General features: G+C 43.9%; 15 protein-coding genes. 9 read left to right on the plus strand and 6 right to left on the minus strand.

The genetic code is table 11. The annotated features are described in order from the left end of the window. Nucleotides 1-4 precede the first annotated feature (4 nt). Nucleotides 5-2,374, minus strand: coding sequence for a phosphoenolpyruvate synthase (gene ppsA, locus BEL05_RS02485; protein WP_069670162.1), 2,370 nt, complete (start codon nucleotides 2,372-2,374; stop codon nucleotides 5-7). Between the two features lie 125 nt (nucleotides 2,375-2,499). Here ppsA and ppsR point away from each other — a divergent pair, with 125 nt between their 5' ends. The 4 genes from ppsR to BEL05_RS02505 all read left to right on the plus strand — a co-directional run bounded on the left by ppsR (nucleotide 2,500) and on the right by BEL05_RS02505 (nucleotide 5,949). Beyond that, complete coding sequence (ppsR, locus tag BEL05_RS02490; RefSeq protein ID WP_028764788.1) at nucleotides 2,500-3,312, plus strand: posphoenolpyruvate synthetase regulatory kinase/phosphorylase PpsR; 813 nt, start codon at nucleotides 2,500-2,502, stop codon at nucleotides 3,310-3,312. Nucleotides 3,313-3,479: 167 nt separating this feature from the next. Beyond that, a complete protein-coding gene (locus BEL05_RS02495; RefSeq protein ID WP_028764787.1) occupies nucleotides 3,480-4,541 on the plus strand; it encodes a 3-deoxy-7-phosphoheptulonate synthase in 1,062 nt (353 codons plus the stop codon). 116 nt (nucleotides 4,542-4,657) lie between these two features. Beyond that, entirely contained in the window at nucleotides 4,658-5,083 is a 426-nt protein-coding gene (locus BEL05_RS02500; protein ID WP_028764786.1) for an acyl-CoA thioesterase, read from the plus strand. Nucleotides 5,084-5,289: 206 nt separating this feature from the next. Continuing rightward, entirely contained in the window at nucleotides 5,290-5,949 is a 660-nt protein-coding gene (locus BEL05_RS02505; RefSeq protein WP_028764785.1) for a response regulator transcription factor, read from the plus strand. A gap of 80 nt (nucleotides 5,950-6,029) precedes the next feature. Here BEL05_RS02505 and fghA read toward each other — a convergent pair whose 3' ends face one another. Continuing rightward, nucleotides 6,030-6,869 carry an S-formylglutathione hydrolase gene (fghA, locus tag BEL05_RS02510; protein ID WP_028764784.1) on the minus strand — a complete coding sequence of 280 codons (840 nt, stop codon included), beginning with the start codon at nucleotides 6,867-6,869 and terminating at the stop codon, nucleotides 6,030-6,032. 64 nt (nucleotides 6,870-6,933) lie between these two features. Continuing rightward, a complete protein-coding gene (locus tag BEL05_RS02515) occupies nucleotides 6,934-8,064 on the minus strand; it encodes an S-(hydroxymethyl)glutathione dehydrogenase/class III alcohol dehydrogenase (RefSeq protein ID WP_028764783.1) in 1,131 nt (376 codons plus the stop codon). A 173-nt stretch (nucleotides 8,065-8,237) separates the two neighbouring features. Here BEL05_RS02515 and BEL05_RS02520 point away from each other — a divergent pair, with 173 nt between their 5' ends. Beyond that, entirely contained in the window at nucleotides 8,238-9,107 is an 870-nt protein-coding gene (locus BEL05_RS02520; RefSeq protein ID WP_028764782.1) for a LysR family transcriptional regulator, read from the plus strand. A 125-nt stretch (nucleotides 9,108-9,232) separates the two neighbouring features. Here BEL05_RS02520 and BEL05_RS02525 read toward each other — a convergent pair whose 3' ends face one another. Then, nucleotides 9,233-9,979, minus strand: coding sequence for a substrate-binding periplasmic protein (locus tag BEL05_RS02525; protein WP_245686923.1), 747 nt, complete (start codon nucleotides 9,977-9,979; stop codon nucleotides 9,233-9,235). Nucleotides 9,980-10,279: 300 nt separating this feature from the next. Next, complete coding sequence (locus BEL05_RS02530; RefSeq protein ID WP_069670163.1) at nucleotides 10,280-11,023, minus strand: substrate-binding periplasmic protein; 744 nt, start codon at nucleotides 11,021-11,023, stop codon at nucleotides 10,280-10,282. 1,719 nt (nucleotides 11,024-12,742) lie between these two features. Here BEL05_RS02530 and BEL05_RS02535 point away from each other — a divergent pair. Genes BEL05_RS02535 through BEL05_RS02550 form a run of 4 tightly spaced genes read left to right on the plus strand, consistent with a single transcriptional unit; the run spans nucleotide 12,743 to nucleotide 15,492 of the window. Beyond that, entirely contained in the window at nucleotides 12,743-13,021 is a 279-nt protein-coding gene (locus BEL05_RS02535) for a hypothetical protein (protein ID WP_069670164.1), read from the plus strand. An 18-nt stretch (nucleotides 13,022-13,039) separates the two neighbouring features. Then, entirely contained in the window at nucleotides 13,040-13,588 is a 549-nt protein-coding gene (locus tag BEL05_RS02540; RefSeq protein WP_069670165.1) for a hypothetical protein, read from the plus strand. Further along, nucleotides 13,575-13,829, plus strand: a complete 255-nt coding sequence (locus BEL05_RS02545) for an ABC-three component system middle component 6 (protein ID WP_069670166.1) — start codon at nucleotides 13,575-13,577, stop codon at nucleotides 13,827-13,829. The genes BEL05_RS02540 and BEL05_RS02545 overlap by 14 nt, the downstream gene beginning before the upstream one ends. Further along, nucleotides 13,798-15,492 carry a DUF2326 domain-containing protein gene (locus BEL05_RS02550; protein WP_069670167.1) on the plus strand — a complete coding sequence of 565 codons (1,695 nt, stop codon included), beginning with the start codon at nucleotides 13,798-13,800 and terminating at the stop codon, nucleotides 15,490-15,492. The genes BEL05_RS02545 and BEL05_RS02550 overlap by 32 nt, the downstream gene beginning before the upstream one ends. A 53-nt stretch (nucleotides 15,493-15,545) precedes the next feature. Here the strand turns inward: BEL05_RS02550 and BEL05_RS02555 are convergent. Then, a protein-coding gene (locus tag BEL05_RS02555) for an IS3 family transposase (protein ID WP_139151799.1) occupies nucleotides 15,546-16,654 on the minus strand; the annotation gives its coding sequence in 2 pieces (ribosomal slippage) (nucleotides 15,546-16,402 and nucleotides 16,402-16,654; 1,110 coding nt in all). Nucleotides 16,655-16,959: the final 305 nt, after the last annotated feature.

Below are 16,959 nucleotides of genomic sequence, written 5' to 3' on the forward strand. Positions count from 1 at the left end.
ATAATTATCCGTGAGCTTCACCTAGGTATAACCAAGTGTCGATAACGGTATCAGGGTTTAGTGATACAGTATCGATACCTTGTTCAACTAGCCATGCTGCAAAGTCAGCGTGATCTGAAGGCCCTTGACCACAGATCCCAACATAAGCACCTTTCGCTTTAGCCGACTTAATTGCCATCGCTAATAGGGCTTTCACCGCTGGGTTACGCTCATCAAACAGGTGGCTGATGATGCCTGAGTCACGGTCAAGACCAAGGGTCAACTGAGTTAAATCGTTAGAACCGATAGAGAAACCATCGAAATACTCAAGGAACTGATCAGCAAGCAAGGCGTTTGACGGTAGTTCACACATCATGATGACGCGTAGGCCATCTTTACCACGCTCAAGGCCTTCCTCTTTAAGTAGCTCAATCACTTGCGCCGCTTCTTCAAGGGTACGTACGAATGGGATCATGATCTCAACGTTCGTCAGACCCATCTCACCACGTACACGCTTAATCGCTTCACACTCAAGAGCAAAACAGTCACGGAACGACTCAGAGATATAACGGCTCGCACCGCGGAAGCCCAACATTGGGTTCTCTTCTTCTGGCTCGTAACGGTCACCACCGACTAAGTTAGCGTACTCGTTAGACTTAAAGTCTGACATACGTACAATCACTTTCTTCGGATGGAAAGCCGATGCGATAGTCGCAATACCTTCAACCAGACGCGCTACGTAGTATTCAACAGGCGATTCATAACCTGCGATCATCTCGTGGATCTCTTGTTGTAGCTCAGCAGTTTGGTCGTTGAACTCTAGCAAGGCTTTCGGATGAATACCGATCATACGGTTGATGATGAATTCAAGACGCGCCAGACCAACACCTTCATTAGGCAGACGAGCAAAGTCAAACGCTCGGTCAGGGTTACCCACGTTCATCATGATTTTCATTGGCAATTCAGGCATTGAATCGACACGTGATGACATCACTTCGAAATCTTGAATACCTTCGTAGATAAAACCAGTGTCGCCTTCAGCACAAGATACCGTGACTTCTTGACCATGTTTAATCTTGTCAGTGATGTCGCCACAACCCACAACTGCAGGTACACCTAGTTCACGCGCGATAATCGCGGCATGACAAGTACGGCCGCCACGATTCGTGACAATCGCACTAGCACGCTTCATGATTGGCTCCCAATCTGGGTCAGTCATGTCGGTAACCAGTACATCGCCTTCTTGGATTTGGTCCATATCTTCAATAGAAGCCAGTACCTTAGCAGTACCGTTACCAATTTTATGACCAATTGAGCGACCTTCACCAATCACATCACCTTTAGTTTTAAGGTGGTAGCGTTCAATGAGTTGCACATCTTCGCGAGAACGGACAGTTTCAGGGCGAGCCTGAACGATATAAAGTTTGCCGTCATTGCCATCTTTTGCCCACTCGATATCCATTGGACGACCGTAGTGCTTTTCGATGACCATCGCTTGTTTAGCAAGCTCCATGACTTCTTCATCATTGATGGAGAATTGGCGACGCTTTTCAGCAGCAACATCTTCAATCTTAACTTGCTTACCATGACTTAAGTCATCTGAGTAAACCATCTGAATCAGCTTGCTACCGATGTTACGACGAACCACTGACATGTGACCAGCAGTTAGACTTGGCTTGTGTACATAAAACTCATCAGGGTTAACCGCACCCTGCACTACCATTTCACCTAGGCCAAATGATGATGTAATAAATACCACATCGTTGTTACCCGACTCAGTATCCATGGTAAACATTACACCCGATGCTGCGGTATCTGAGCGAACCATACGCTGTACACCTGCAGAAAGTGCTACGCCTTTATGGTCATAGCCTTGGTGTACACGGTATGAGATCGCTCGGTCATTAAATAACGATGCAAATACGTGTTTAATTGCGACCAGTACAGAATCATAACCTTTCACGTTCAGGAATGTTTCTTGTTGACCGGCAAAAGAAGCATCTGGCATATCTTCAGCGGTTGCTGATGAACGCACGGCGAAAGATGCATCTTGAGTTTCTGAAGAAAGCTTGTCATACGACTCACGTACAACCTGCTCGAATTCACTATGGAATGGGGTATCGATAACCCACTGTCTGATCTGTGCACCGGCTGTAGCGAGTGCATTCACGTCATCTACATCTAGAGCGTCTAGAATGTCGTATATCTTCTGGTTAAGTCCGCTTTGTTCAAGAAATTCATTGAACGCAAAAGAGGTGGTCGCAAAGCCACCAGGCACTTGAACACCTGCATTAGCTAGATTGCTGATCATCTCCCCAAGAGAAGCGTTTTTACCGCCGACCTTGTTGACGTCACCCATGCCTAATTCTTGATACCAGAGTACATATTGCTGCACAGTTCTATCTCCGCAAGTTTATTTCAGTGTGGCCCTTCACACGAGGGCAGCGGCATTTTACACTCCCTAACAACACGCGTAAATGTATAATTTTATTTGTAATTTTATTACTACAAGAGGTCAGAATGTTACGTAAAGTCTTTTATATCTCAGATGGGACGGCGATCACAGCAGAGGTTTTTGGTCACGCCGTTCTATCTCAATTTCCAGTTGAATTTGAAGCGCTTACCATTCCATTTGTAGAGACAGTTAAGAAAGCTGAATCCGTGAAGGCCCAAATAAATGATTGTTTTATTACAACAGGTGAACGACCACTTGTATTCCATTCTATTGTAAAAGCGGAGATCAGAGACATCATCTATAGTAGCGAATGCATAGATTATGATTTTTTGAACACTTTCGTCGCCCCATTAGAGGATCAACTCGGTGTCAAAGCCTCGCCTGTGGTGCATCGTACCCACGGTAAAGGCAATCATAGTTATGAGGCTCGTATCGATGCGATTAATTTCGCTATGGAAAATGATGATGGCCAAACACTCAAACATATAGACAAGGCAGACCTAGTGTTATTGGGCGTTTCACGCTGTGGTAAGACCCCAAGTAGCCTCTATCTGTCAATGCAGTTTGGGATAAAAGCCGCAAACTATCCTTTTATCGAAGATGATATGGACAACTTAAAACTGCCAGAGGCGTTAAAAAAGAATAAACACAAACTATTTGGTCTAACGATCGATCCAGTCCGCTTGCATGAGATCCGTCAAAGCCGCATGGAAAACAGCCGCTACTCGTCATTGCGCCAATGTCGTATTGAGGTCAAAGAGGTCGAAATGATGTACAAACGGGAACGAATTCCCTTTGTTAATACGACCAATCACTCAGTTGAAGAGATCGCTACCAAGATCCTCGACAAAACCGGGTTGGCTCGTCACATGTTTTAAATTGGCATCAAATTTGGTAGCCAAATTAGCTAAAAATCTTCGCCCAACTGCACAGTTGTCTACAAATACTGGTAATTTTCATGTTTTAGGCACTGTGCAGCATCAAACTATTGGTTATAATCCGAGGCAATAAGGCGAAATGCCAAGACACATGCTCGGTATACTGAATGACCATTAAAACAGACGAACTACGCACCACATTACTATGTAAGGCCATTTCACCTGCAAAACTCGCATCTGAATACCCGCTTACTCAAGACGCCGCCGACTACTTAGTACAACAACGACGAGAAGTTGAAGCAATTCTTACGGGCGACGATAAGCGCCTTCTAGTGATCATTGGCCCCTGCTCTATCCATGATACTGATGCCGCGATTGATTACGCTCAACGTTTAGCTGTGCTACATAACGAGCTCAAAGATGATTTATGTATCTTGATGCGCGTCTACTTTGAGAAGCCACGCACCACAGTCGGTTGGAAAGGCTTGATATCCGACCCTGATCTTGATGGCAGCTTTAACGCCAACAAGGGTCTGCGTCTAGCACGTCATCTGCTGCAGCAGATCACCGAGCTTAAGCTGCCTATTGCGACTGAATTCTTAGACATGGTAAACGGCCAGTATATAGCCGACTTGATCACTTGGGGTGCAGTGGGTGCACGCACCACTGAAAGCCAAATTCACCGAGAGATGGCGTCAGCGCTGTCTTGCCCTGTAGGCTTTAAAAACGGTACTGACGGTAATATCAATATTGCTATCGATGCTGTACGCGCCGCTAAAGAGCCACATATCTTCTACTCGCCAGATAAAGATGGTGCCATGGCAGTGTACCGCACCAGTGGTAACCCCTATGGCCACATTATTTTACGTGGTGGCAAGCAACCCAATTACCATGAAGCCGACATTGAAGCCGCTGCAGATCAGCTTACCGCTGTAGGTGTTTCTCACCGTATGGTGGTTGACTTTAGCCACGGCAACAGTCAAAAGCAGCACCAACAACAACTGGTTGTCGCTGATGAGATTATTCGCCAAATGGAAAATGGCTCAACAGCCATTGCCGGTATCATGGCTGAGAGCTTCATCGAAGAGGGTAATCAAAAAGTGGTAGCAGGCGAACCACTGGTTTATGGAAAAAGCATCACTGATGCATGCTTAAACTGGAGCGAGTCTGAAACTTTGCTGCGCAAACTCGCCAAAGCCTCTCGTCATCGTATCAATAAGCTCGCTTAATCTTAGTGATCCCAATATAAGGCTTCTTAATCGAAGCCTTTTGTCCTTGTATACCCAGCAAGTGTTTAGTGTCTAAACCTTGAACTGTATTTAATGCATAACCTATAGGTTGCCGTATGCCCCTAACTCAAACACCGCCTCAATTTTCTGACGCGGTTAGCGCTCGTATTGAGCAATCAGAAGCTCGCGTTATTAAAGCGATATTTCCCTCAATCACTAACCACCACAACACCTTATTTGGCGGTGAAGCCTTAGCTTGGATGGATGAAACGGCGTTTATTGCTGCCACTCGATTTTGCCGCAAACCTCTAGTCACAGTAAGTTCTGACCGAATTGATTTTAATAAGGCGATTCCTGCGGGCACCTTAGCAGAGATCATCGCCAAAGTTATCCATGTGGGTAACACCTCACTAAAAGTCGAAGTTAATATTTTTGTCGAAGATATGTATCAAGACTTGCGTGAACACGCTATTCGCGGTGTATTTACCTTTGTTGCCGTCGATGAGGAGCGTAAACCGACTAAAGTCTGGACGGGTGCTTAAACACATTAGCATCCAGCTAATCACGCGGTGACCGACTCTTAGCAAAACCACTCCCCATTTAACATCTCAACCATTAGACTTAAGTCTAATGGTTGAGATGTTGTTTTAAAATTTATCCTCAGCGCAATCAAAATCCGTAGAATATTAAGCCTGTTATCTGTTACATTGTGTTCACCTTCACGTGCAACAAAGATAATCAAAAAGCAATGAAGCTAGAAAATTTAAATATCATCATCGCCGATGATCATCCACTTTTTAGAAACGCCCTGCGGCAAGCATTAAGTGGATCATTTGCGCAAACCAACTGGTTTGAAGCAGATAGTGCTGACGCACTGCAAACCTTGTTAGAGCAAACTGACGCCCCATACGATCTAGTGTTATTGGATCTGCAGATGCCAGGGTCTCACGGCTACTCGACCCTCATTCATCTGCGCACACATTTTCCTGAGTTACCCGTAGTGGTCATTTCAGCCCATGAAGATGCCATGACAATCAGTCGAGCGGTGCATTACGGCAGTGCTGGGTTTATTCCCAAATCATCATCTATGGAAACCTTGGCCGATGCACTCACGGCCGTGTTATACGGAGATATCTGGTTACCTGCCAATGTGGAACTGCAGCAGATAGATGAAGACGCCACCGATCAGATGGCAGCCAAACTTGCCGACCTAACGCCTCAGCAATATAAAGTGTTGCAGATGTTTGCCGAAGGGCTGCTAAACAAACAGATAGCCTACGATTTAGGCGTCTCTGAAGCCACCATTAAGGCCCATGCTACGGCAATTTTTAGAAAGCTTGGCGTACGCAACCGCACCCAAGCTGTGATAGCACTACAACAACTTGAGATGGACAGAGTGGAAATTTAACCGCTAAAACCTATCGTTTATCGTGTACCCGATACAAAAAAGCCGAACTAAAGTTCGGCTTTTTAATGACCAGATAACCCTTATCCCATGTGCTTAGCATGAAAGCGTAAATGCTCTTCAATAAAACTCGCGATAAAGTAGTAGCTATGATCATAGCCCTCCTGCATACGCAAGATTAACGGGTATTCATTTATCGCTGCCGCCTCGATTAACGCATGGGGCTTAAGCTGTTCTTCAAGAAAATTGTCACTTGTTCCCTGATCCACCAACACTGGTATATCGCTGCTTGACGCTTTCATCAACTCACAAGCATCGTACTGCATCCAACTATCGCGGTTTTTACCTAAGTAGTTTAAAAACGCTTTGTGACCCCATGGACAGTTTATCGGATTAACTATCGGGCTAAATGCCGATATCGACTGATAACGCTCAGGGTTACGTAAACCAGCAACTAACGCGCCATGGCCGCCCATCGAATGCCCAGCAATGGCTCTGACATTACTGACAGGAAAATGTTGTTCAATTAGTTCAGGTAACTCCTGCACAACATAGTCATACATCTGATAATGCTCACGCCATGGTGCTTGTGTGGCATTCAGGTAAAAACCTGCGCCTAAGCCCAAGTCATAACTCTCAGAAGGGTCATCGGCAACACCTTGTCCGCGCGGACTGGTATCTGGCGCCACAATGGCGATGCCAAGCTCTGCGGCAATGCGCATAGCCCCAGCTTTTTGCATAAAGTTCTCATCGGTGCAGGTTAAGCCTGATAACCAATACAGCACAGGCACCTTGCGCTCACTCGCCTGAGGTGGCAAGTAAATCGCAAAGCGCATCTGACAATTAAGCACACCCGACTGGTGATGATATTGTTTATGCCACCCGGCAAAACTCTTAGTACTACTAATATTTTCTATCGTCATTTTCTGTCCCTAACCTTGCGCGACCAACATTTCACCGGTCGCGCTCGGGATTAACGCTTAACGGTTATTTATCAAAGTGCACCACAGAGCGAATACTCTTGCCTTCATGCATCAGATCAAAAGCGCTGTTAATCTCTTCAAGCGGCATAGTGTGGGTAATGAAATCGCTCAACTTGAAATCGCCACGCAAGTATTTTTCAACAATCTCAGGCAGCTCTGAGCGCCCTTTTACGCCACCAAAGGCACTACCACGCCACACGCGGCCTGTCACTAACTGGAATGGACGCGTTGAGATCTCTTGCCCTGCACCGGCCACACCAATAACAACCGACTCGCCCCAGCCTTTATGACAACACTCTAACGCGCTGCGCATAACATCGACATTACCAATACATTCAAAAGAGTAATCAACGCCACCATCGGTTAACTCAACAATCACCTCTTGAATAGCTTTGTCATAGTCTTTTGGGTTGATGCAATCTGTGGCACCAAGTTGGCGTGCCAGTTCAAACTTACTGTCATTAATATCAACGGCAATAATGCGCGTAGCACCTGCCATGGTGGCTCCAATGATGGCAGACAGACCAATACCGCCAATACCAAATATCGCCACGCTCGCACCCGGCTCAACCTTGGCAGTATTCAGTACAGCCCCCATGCCGGTTGTTACACCACAACCTAGCAAACACACCTCCTCAAGCGGGGCTTCAGGGTTCACTTTTGCCAATGAGATCTCAGGTAAAACCGTGTATTCAGAGAACGTAGAGCAGCCCATGTAATGGAAAATAGGCTCACCATCTTTATAGAAACGTGTGGTGCCATCGGGCATTAGTCCCTTACCTTGAGTTTCACGGATTTTCTGACACAGGTTAGTCTTACCCGATTTACAGAACTTACACTCACCACATTCTGGGGTGTAAAGCGGAATGACGTGATCCCCCACTTTTACGCTAGTGACACCTTCACCCACCATCTCAACGATACCACCACCCTCATGACCTAAAATAGCAGGAAAAACGCCTTCGGGATCATCACCTGAGAGGGTAAATGCATCGGTATGACAAACACCTGTTGCCACAATCTTCACCAACACTTCACCGGCACGAGGCAACATTACATCCACCTCTTCTACCGATAGCGGCTGACCTGGGCCCCAAGCAATAGCGGCTTTTGACTTAATAAATTTATCTGACATGGTTCTAACTCCCTCGATGATGCAGATGCGCCACCTACAATTTAGTCGCTTTGTGAGCAACCGGTGTGGCAATTGACTGAGTATTTCTGGCCTTACGATGACACCTATTGTATTTGTTTCTATATGAATGATAATCTAGTCAATCTGCAAATGATTTTTACGAGACAGTAATAATGCAAAGTTGGGAAGGAGTATGTGAATTCGTTGCGGTCGCAGAAACAGATAGCTTTACTGCTGCGGCTAAACGGCTTGGGATCTCCACTGCGCAAGTTAGCCGCCAAGTCGGCGCATTGGAGCGCAGGCTAGATACCAAGCTCTTGTATCGCACGACACGAAAAGTATCGCTAACCGAAGAAGGTTCCCTATACTACCGTCATTGTCGGCAGGTGCTCGACGGCTTAGATGAAGCAGAACGAGCCCTAAGCAGCTTAAAAGGTACGCCTCAAGGGTTACTAAAAATAACCGCGCCAGTGGCTTACGGGGAAAAGTATATACTGCCTATCGTCAATGACTTCATGCTAAATTACCCCAGTGTGGATATCAATGTGGAGCTGACAAACCGGCAAGTTAATTTGATTGATGCGGGTATCGACCTTGCTATTAGAATTGGAAAATTGGCAGATTCGACCCTAATGGCAAAACGCATTAGCCAGCGAATAAACTTTGTGTGCGCCTCCCCAGCCTACCTTAAACGTTTTGGCGAACCTCATACGCTATCAGAGCTGAGTCAACACAACTGTTTAATGGGTAATCATGACTATTGGCGATTCATTGACCAAGGGAGTGAACGGCAGATTAAAGTGGCGGGTACACTACAATGCAACACTGGTCACGGCTTACGAGATGCTGCGTTGAAAGGATTAGGCTTAGCACAGTTGCCCAATTACTACATAAGTCATGATCTTGAAACTGGCGCACTGGTGCCTGTGTTAAATTCATACCAAGAACCCAACGAAGGCGTATGGGCGCTCTACCCTCATAATCGTCATTTATCACCAAAAGTACGATTAATGGTCGATTTCCTAGCTGCGAAATTACCTTAATAGTGGCGCTATATCAGAGTGAGGCAGCAGAAAAGAGTTAGGTTAGGGCGATGAATACTGATTGACCCCAAAGTCGTTATTCGGGCATCTGACTCACGAGATGGCTTGGCATCCACAAAGGAAGGTTATTCAAATAAAAGTTGTCGTTCTATAACACGGATCTCAGCCGCCTTAATGATATTATTAAGGGTTGGCAACGCTTTAAGACGTTTCAGCTCTGCATCAATCACAGGTAGCAAGCTAGCATGCTTAGGATGCAAATAATGGTAAAGCGCAAGGCGACCCAGATGATTTGGCATAACGGCAATATCGTCAAAATGGTAGCGCTGTATCATGATCTGCCCATCTAGATTATTCGTCAATGCAACATCAGCCTGATGATTCTGCAATAACTCAAACATCATCTTGGTACTGTCAACGTCTCTCACATATGGCAGGCCTTCAGTAATATTATTGGTATGCTTAACCCCCCTCACTTTCACCACGCGATATGGTTGCAGATCCTTGGGTTCACGGATCAAAATACCACTATCAGCACGCACAAAAGGCATGGTTTCAAGATAATAATAGGGGGTTGGCACGCGTAACATGCTGGGGTTGTCTTCCCCATAGCTCCATATTCGCATGACTTCGCCATCCATTTTTCCCGACACTGCAGCGTATTGAGCACGATTGCCAGGCAAAGGTAATATATCGACCTTAATGTCTAAGCCTCGATAAATCTGAGGGATCACTTCATGCGCCACTTCTTGCTCTATCAAATACTCAATAGACGCAAACCGGTAGCTTGTCTGTAGCGGACTATCAGCAGCGCAGGCAGCCTGAGTTATCAGCACCAGCAATAAAGCGCAGCAAGCAAATATAATTTTCAAACGTTTCCCTTACTTTAAGGCCAAGATTCAATTTAGAGAAAACAGTGCAACCTAGCAAAGGCTTGTAAGCCAATGCTCTTACAACGACATAAACAAAGCTTAGCAAATAACAAGCAGAGCAATACTACTATCTAGATTATAAATGCCACGCTTAGCAAAACGTTCATGGCAAAACGGGCGTATTGGGCACAACACTTTTTGAGCTAGGGATGTTAAGTGATTTTACTGAACTCGATAACGCTGCCCTACTCGGCCAAAAACGATACCACTATGTATATTGATACAGTGGGGCAGCCCCTATTACTGTAAAAGCTGGTGTGCAATCACTCGAGTCTCAGCCGCCTCGATGATATCACTGAGCTCGCCAGCGTCTTCAAGGCGCTTAAACTCGGCATCAATGACTGGTAGCAAACTAGCATGTTTAGGATGTAAATAGTGGTAAAGCACACGGTGCCCCAAATGAGCAGGCATCTCAGAAATATTACCGAAATGGTAGCGCTTGATATTAATCTGACCATCCAGGTGATTGGTTAGCGCCACGTCAGCCTTATTACTGCGCAGTAACTCAAACATCATCTTTGTACTGTCAACATCTAGCACTCTTGGCAACCCCTCAGTGATATTATTGGTATGTTTGACGCCCCTTACTTTCACGACCCTATACGGTTGCAGATCCTTAGGCTTGCGGATAACAATGCCACTGTCAGCGCGAACAAAAGGCATAGTCTTAAGATAATAGTACGGCGTTGGGACGCGCAACATAGTAGGATGTTCTTCACCATAGCGCCATATACGCATCACTTCACCGTCCAGCTTCCCTGACACTGCGGCATACTGAGCCCGATTACCAGGCAAAGGCAATACTTCGACACTAAATCCAAGGCCGCGATAAATCAGTGGTATCACTTCTCGTGCTAACTCTTGTTCAAGCAAGTACTCTATCGATGCAAATCGATAGTTAGGCTGCAACGGCGCATCTGCGGCAAAGACGGGACTAAGTAATAAAGCGAGCAATAAATAACAGTGACATATAATGATTTTCAAACCTTCTCCTCAATTCAGGGTAGTAGCTTAAGTCTAGATAAAGGAATACAAGCTAGCAAAAAGGTTATGAGTAGATGATCAAGCAGCTACATAAACAAAGTTTAGCCAATTACAACGATGGCAATATGACTTATCTGTCTTTTCGTACGGATCCCCGCCACTATCAGGATGGAACTCGGATAAAATTTCACTTGAGATTGCTATTAATATGGCTTGGAATGAAGGGATGGCATTTTTTGGATTAGCTTATGTAGCGTTTGGCAGGGTGGGAATGGGTTAAGTGAGCTGAAGGTCGAACCTTCATAGTAATCAATCACCTGCGGTGAGCTTGTGTGCAAGCACTCTTTTGGCACGGTGAGTGAAGCATCGCTTCATGCTAACGAACGAGAGGCAGGGATGCCGAACTGGCTTTTAGATAGGGATATTGTTGTGAGCACTTCCATGTGGGCTCTGCGAAATCATCTGATCTACAGAGATCTTGGGAATGCAGAAAAATGTCTGGAACATTTTCGGCCATGATTTCGAAGGCCAAAACCGTGCTTACACTAGGTTATTTTCTCTCTTCGATTTAGCTTCATTTGGTGTGAGTGGCGAGTAGAAAGCTAACGTGCTTTTGTCCCAAAGAGGGTTGGCCTTGGAATGAAGGCCGATTACATTTTTTGGTTTAGCTTCTGGCTGAGTTGGTATTGGTTAGTTTGTATGAAGGTTATTCCTTTATTGTTATCTATCGCTTCCCTGCGAGGGTATGTGCAGATACTTCTGCTCCACGCCGTGAATCCATCCTTGGAGGCTCGACGATGGCATCCCTGCCATCAACGTCCGCAGCTGCATCTACACTAGGTTATTTTATCTCTTCGATTTAGCTTCATTTGGTGTGAGTGGCGAGTAGAAAGCTAACGTGCTTTTGTCCCAAAACTTGTTAGCCTTCGAATGAAGGCTGGTTACATTTTCTCTTTTGGTTCATTGTTATTGGGGTGTGTGCCTGAAGGTCATACCTTTATCGCCATCTAACGCCTGCCCGGCGAGGGATGTGCAGATACGCCTGTGACACGCCGTGAATAAGTCCCTTTAGGCTCTGCCGAAACATCCCTGTTTCGGAAGCTCACCGGCGTATCTACACTCGGTATCTCAACGTCTCTTCGATTTGGCGGATGTCGGAAGGGGGAATAAAAAACTGGCTTGATTTTGCCCCAAAATGGGTTGGCCTTGGAGTGAAGGTCTGGCATTTTTTCATTTAGCTTAAGTAGCGTTTGGCTGGGTGGGAATTGGTTAAGTGAGCTTGAAGATCGTACCTTCATAGCAATCAATCACCTGCGGTGAGCTTGTGTGCAAGCACTCTTTTGGCACGCTGTGAATATGTCCCTATACGCTCCACGGTGGCATCCCTGCCACCAAGGGCCAAAACCGCGCTTACACTGGGTTATTTTCTCTCTTCGATTTGACGGTATTTGGTGTGACTTGAGAATTAAAATCTAAGAAGGTTTTGCCCCAAAATCACTTAGAGCTTTAGCTGTATATGGTTAGTAGAACTTCGTTTATCTATACTTTTGCTAATGATTGCAAATAGCCTGAGGGAGTTAGTGATTATGAGCAATTACTCCCATCTTTCCTATAAACTCAATACAAAAAAGCTTGATTTAAAACATAAGGTTATAATTAATCTGTAGTAAACCTACTAAAAATTCTATAAACTCATTCCATTTAATGGTGTTAAATTATATGAATGAGTTTATAGCTTGGTTTTCTAGCCCTCTTGGGGTAGCAATTGCTTGGGTTTGCTCTGTCGTTGGTTTTATCTATGCGCTGGTACAGCAAAGCGCAAAGAACAAGTTCAAGATTAAGTGCGAAAAGCTCGAAACCAACAACTATAAGCTAGAGCAGAAGGTCATCAGCATCCAAAACAACAGCACCCACGGCAATCAACAAGACGTCAAGCAAGAAGGTAAAACCAACATCAATACAGGTGTATTAAATGGTGACTTCAATCTCAATCAATGAGATAGGTAAAGTAAGAGTATGACTGGAACGTTAGTCAATATCGGTGAGGTGAAAGGCGACTTCAATAGTGCGGAGCCACCGGAGTCTAAGGTTGACTCTATCATCAATGACATCATTAGTAAGATATCTCAGGTTGGCGTCACTATAGACATCAGGGATCGCTCATTCCCACCTAAAGTTTCAGACAAAATCGAACACAACCAACTCAAAAAAAATAGAAAAATAGTTCTTCAGTACAAGAGTTATTCTTCCCACATTGAATCGGCGTACAACATCATTGAAAAGAACGTCGTCAATGGAAAACAAACGACAATGTTGATATTGAATGACATGTACGGTTCCGCATTGAGCAAGTTCAACATTGATGCTTGGGAACCCAACATGGATGAGGTCAAAAAACATGCCGATGAAATTATCGACGATGTTAAGAAGCAACTAAACAATTTCCTTTACAAGTCTTCTAATATCACTTTCACCAAAGAACAGATGTCTGTTGGGATCAACGTTGTGATTGCCCATGCTTTTGTTGAATGCTACGTACTGGAGAACCCTAATGATACCGATTAAAGGTTCTAATCCAGAAATCAATATTGTCTATATTGGCGCTTTTGTTTTGAAATGTCTTCATGAAACAAAAAACCGAAAGATGAAAGTCGCTCGCCTGATGAAATTGGGGGAAAGAGAACTGTTTATTTCTATAGACCACATGATCCTAACGTTAGACTGGCTATTCACTATTTCCGCTATCACACATAAAAATGATGAGGTTTTCATCAATGAAGCTACTAAAACTAATAACAAAAGTTGATGGAAATGTAATTAGAGAGATCGAGTTTAAGGATACTCTAAACATCATTACTAACAAAAGAGATTCGAATTTATCGGGTAACCAGATAGGTAAATCTGTTCCTGGCCGTATTATAGACTTCTTGTTAGATGGCTCGATCAACCCTATATACGTAGATGAAGAATTCGGTACTGCTGAACCAAGTATTCAGCAATTATTTGAAGAGCATAACGTCACCTCATCCCTTTCATACATTGGGTTAGATAGTAACATCACTGAAATCAAACGAACCCTAGCTATAGAAGCGTCTGACATTTGCTATTACGTCGATAGTGAAGTTAAAACTAAGAAAGAATACAACACCCACATATTGAAGACGATGTTCAATGTACATTCTACTAAGCCTACTCTCAGAAAGTTAGCCCCTAAGTTTTTGAGAACAGATACGAATAGAATGACAAAAACAGTCAAGTTCAATGATGATAAGTTCCCTATTTCTCAAGCAGACCGTAATACACTATTTTTGTACCTGTTTAACGTCGAAGACACTGAAATTCTGAGTAAAATTCAGAAGTTTAAAACCTTACTCGATAACTATAAAAAGAAATTGACCTCATTTAACGGTATCATTAAAGATGACAAAATTATTGGTACCATCGAGAGCATCAAAAAAGAACTCGGTAAGTTAGAAAAATCTCTATTATTAAGTGAGAACAATACTGATAAGCTAGCAATCATCGATGAAATCAACAGCATTGATAATGAGCAAAATAACCTATCAGATCAGATTTTGTCATTAGAGCTTAAAGTTAATAATATCACCAAGACTCAGAGACTATTTGAGACCAACCAGAACCACCAACTGCTGAGTGAGTTAGAAGCCATATACGGCTATGCGGCTATTAAGATGGATTCAGTCATTAGAGATTATGATAGCGTACTGCGCTTTCATAACCATTTACTTGACACAAAGAGTGAGTTCATTACTGATGGTTTAGAAAAACTTCAATTAAAACTACATAAAGCTACTGATAACCTAAAGTTATTAGAAAAGAAAAAGTCATCGCTTTATCTTGAACTGAAGTCCAAGAAGAAAATCGATGAAATATCTGATTCGGTTATAAGAATTGGTAAGCTAAATAAAACTCTGATCGAGTTGAATGCTATAGTCGAGAAAAAAGACAGCATTGAAACCAGACTGGAACAAGAAACAAAAAATTTAGAAGAGTTATCAGAAAAGCTGTCTGGTGAACTTCAAAATGTTCTCACTTTCGAAACAGAGTTTAAGAAAAACTTCAAAGCATATACCAAGATCTTCTACGGGATCGAATATAATTTTAATCTGAACTTAGATACTACTAACGGTGATTGCCAACCTTCTGTAGATGACATCCAGTCAAATAACGATGGGGGTTTGAAGCGTCTTGAAGCAATCACATTTGACTTGTCGTATATTAAGTCAGTGGATTCACTAAACCTATTAAGACCTACGTTTGTGGTACATGACTCAATCGACGAAGTAGATATTAAGCATATACGCCAATTATTTGATGAATCCATACAATTGTCTGGTCAGCACGTCGTATCGATGTTGGTGAGCCAACTCGAAAAAGGCGATTATCAGAAATACAAAGACTATATTGTTCTAGAGCTATCTCAAGAGGATAAGTATTTTAAAGTCTAGATTTATGCATGGTAAAGCCTGAAAAGCGGATGGGAAGGGTAATCCCCCCATTTTTAATGGAGTTCAGAAGTAGACTTGTTAATTTGGGCTAAACGCTGCATGGGGGTTATTCCTCCCAATGCCATGTTTGGTCGTTCATTGTTATAAACCCAAAGCCATTCAGTTGCAAAGTTTTGTAGCTCGGTCACAGAGTCAAACAGGTAATGAGATAGCCAATCATAACGTACAGTTCTATTGTAGCGTTCGATATAGGCGTTTTGCTGAGGGTTGCCTGGTTGGATATAGCAAAGCGCTATTTGATGCCTCTCAGCCCAAGCTACAAGTAAACTGCTGATATACTCAGGCCCATTATCACACCGTATAGACTTCGGTTTTCCACGCCACTCAATGATCTGCTCAAGTGTTCTTTGCACACGGATTGCTGGCAAAGAAAAATCCACTTCGATAGCTAACCCTTCTCGATTAAAGTCATCGATCACATTAAATAATCTGACTGAACGGCCGTCTGCAAGTTGATCATGCATAAAGTCCATTGACCAACATTCGTTGGCTTTTTCAGGTACCGCTAGTGGCTGTGGTTTTTCACGAACCAATCGCTTCTTAGGTTTGATACGAAGGTTTAACTCAAGCTCACGATAAATTCGATAAACACGTTTATGGTTCCAACCAAAGCCTTTGACGTTACGTAGATGAAGAAAGCACAGGCCAAAACCCCAGTTACGTTGGTTGTTCGTCAATCGAATTAGCCAGTCAGCTATGACAGCGTTTTCGTCTGAGTTTTTAGGCTGGTAGCGATAGCAACTTTCGCTGACGTGGAAGGTGCTACAGGCCAAACGGATACTCACTTCCCTAGAGCTTACGGCGTTCCTTGCCATCTCGCACCGCAGAGACGGCTTTACCACTTTTTTGCCATGGCTTCCTGGATCAGCTCGGCTTTGAGTCGCTCTTCTGCATACATCTTTTTAAGGCGACGGTTTTCATCTTCTAGCTCTTTAAGTCGTCCCATTAACGAGGCGTCCATACCGCCATATTTGGAGCGCCATTTGTAAAAAGAGGCGCTGCTCATACCGTGCTCACGGCAAAGCTCTGGAACAGGTGAGCCTGCATCAGCTTGTTTAAGAATTGATAGTATTTGGCTGTCGCTAAATCTTGATTTTTTCATTGAGAATCTCCTAGTTACAGATTACGAGAAAATTCTACTTATGAACACCGTGGTTTTTCGGGGGGATTACCGAAGGACAACCTTTTCTTTTTGTGCTTTAGATAAGTTTACCCATACTTGAAGTAACCCATCGATAACTACTTTGGTGAGTTTGCTAACTCACTTTTGTCCAAAAACGATTTAACTTTTGATTGCCAAGTGATACGAACAAGGCTAAATCGGAGAGATAAAATAACCCTGTGTAGATGCGGCTGAGGGTATCGAAAACATGGATGTTTTCGTTAAGCGGTCAAGGATGACGTATA

The sequence above is a fragment of the Shewanella colwelliana genome (genome assembly GCF_001735525.1).
In the GTDB taxonomy this organism is placed as follows: Bacteria; Pseudomonadota; Gammaproteobacteria; order Enterobacterales; family Shewanellaceae; genus Shewanella; species Shewanella colwelliana.

Coding starts and splice junctions, on each gene's coding strand:
- BEL05_RS02540 (WP_069670165.1), top strand. CDS start 13,040: ATGACTGGAACGTTAGTCAATATCGGTGAGGTGAAAGGCGACTTCAAT.
- BEL05_RS02500 (WP_028764786.1), top strand. CDS start 4,658: ATGCCCCTAACTCAAACACCGCCTCAATTTTCTGACGCGGTTAGCGCT.
- BEL05_RS02520 (WP_028764782.1), top strand. CDS start 8,238: ATGCAAAGTTGGGAAGGAGTATGTGAATTCGTTGCGGTCGCAGAAACA.
- BEL05_RS02515 (WP_028764783.1), bottom strand. CDS start 8,064: ATGTCAGATAAATTTATTAAGTCAAAAGCCGCTATTGCTTGGGGCCCA.
- ppsR (WP_028764788.1), top strand. CDS start 2,500: ATGTTACGTAAAGTCTTTTATATCTCAGATGGGACGGCGATCACAGCA.
- BEL05_RS02495 (WP_028764787.1), top strand. CDS start 3,480: ATGACCATTAAAACAGACGAACTACGCACCACATTACTATGTAAGGCC.
- BEL05_RS02545 (WP_069670166.1), top strand. CDS start 13,575: ATGATACCGATTAAAGGTTCTAATCCAGAAATCAATATTGTCTATATT.
- BEL05_RS02505 (WP_028764785.1), top strand. CDS start 5,290: ATGAAGCTAGAAAATTTAAATATCATCATCGCCGATGATCATCCACTT.
- BEL05_RS02550 (WP_069670167.1), top strand. CDS start 13,798: ATGAAGCTACTAAAACTAATAACAAAAGTTGATGGAAATGTAATTAGA.
- BEL05_RS02535 (WP_069670164.1), top strand. CDS start 12,743: ATGAATGAGTTTATAGCTTGGTTTTCTAGCCCTCTTGGGGTAGCAATT.
- fghA (WP_028764784.1), bottom strand. CDS start 6,869: ATGACGATAGAAAATATTAGTAGTACTAAGAGTTTTGCCGGGTGGCAT.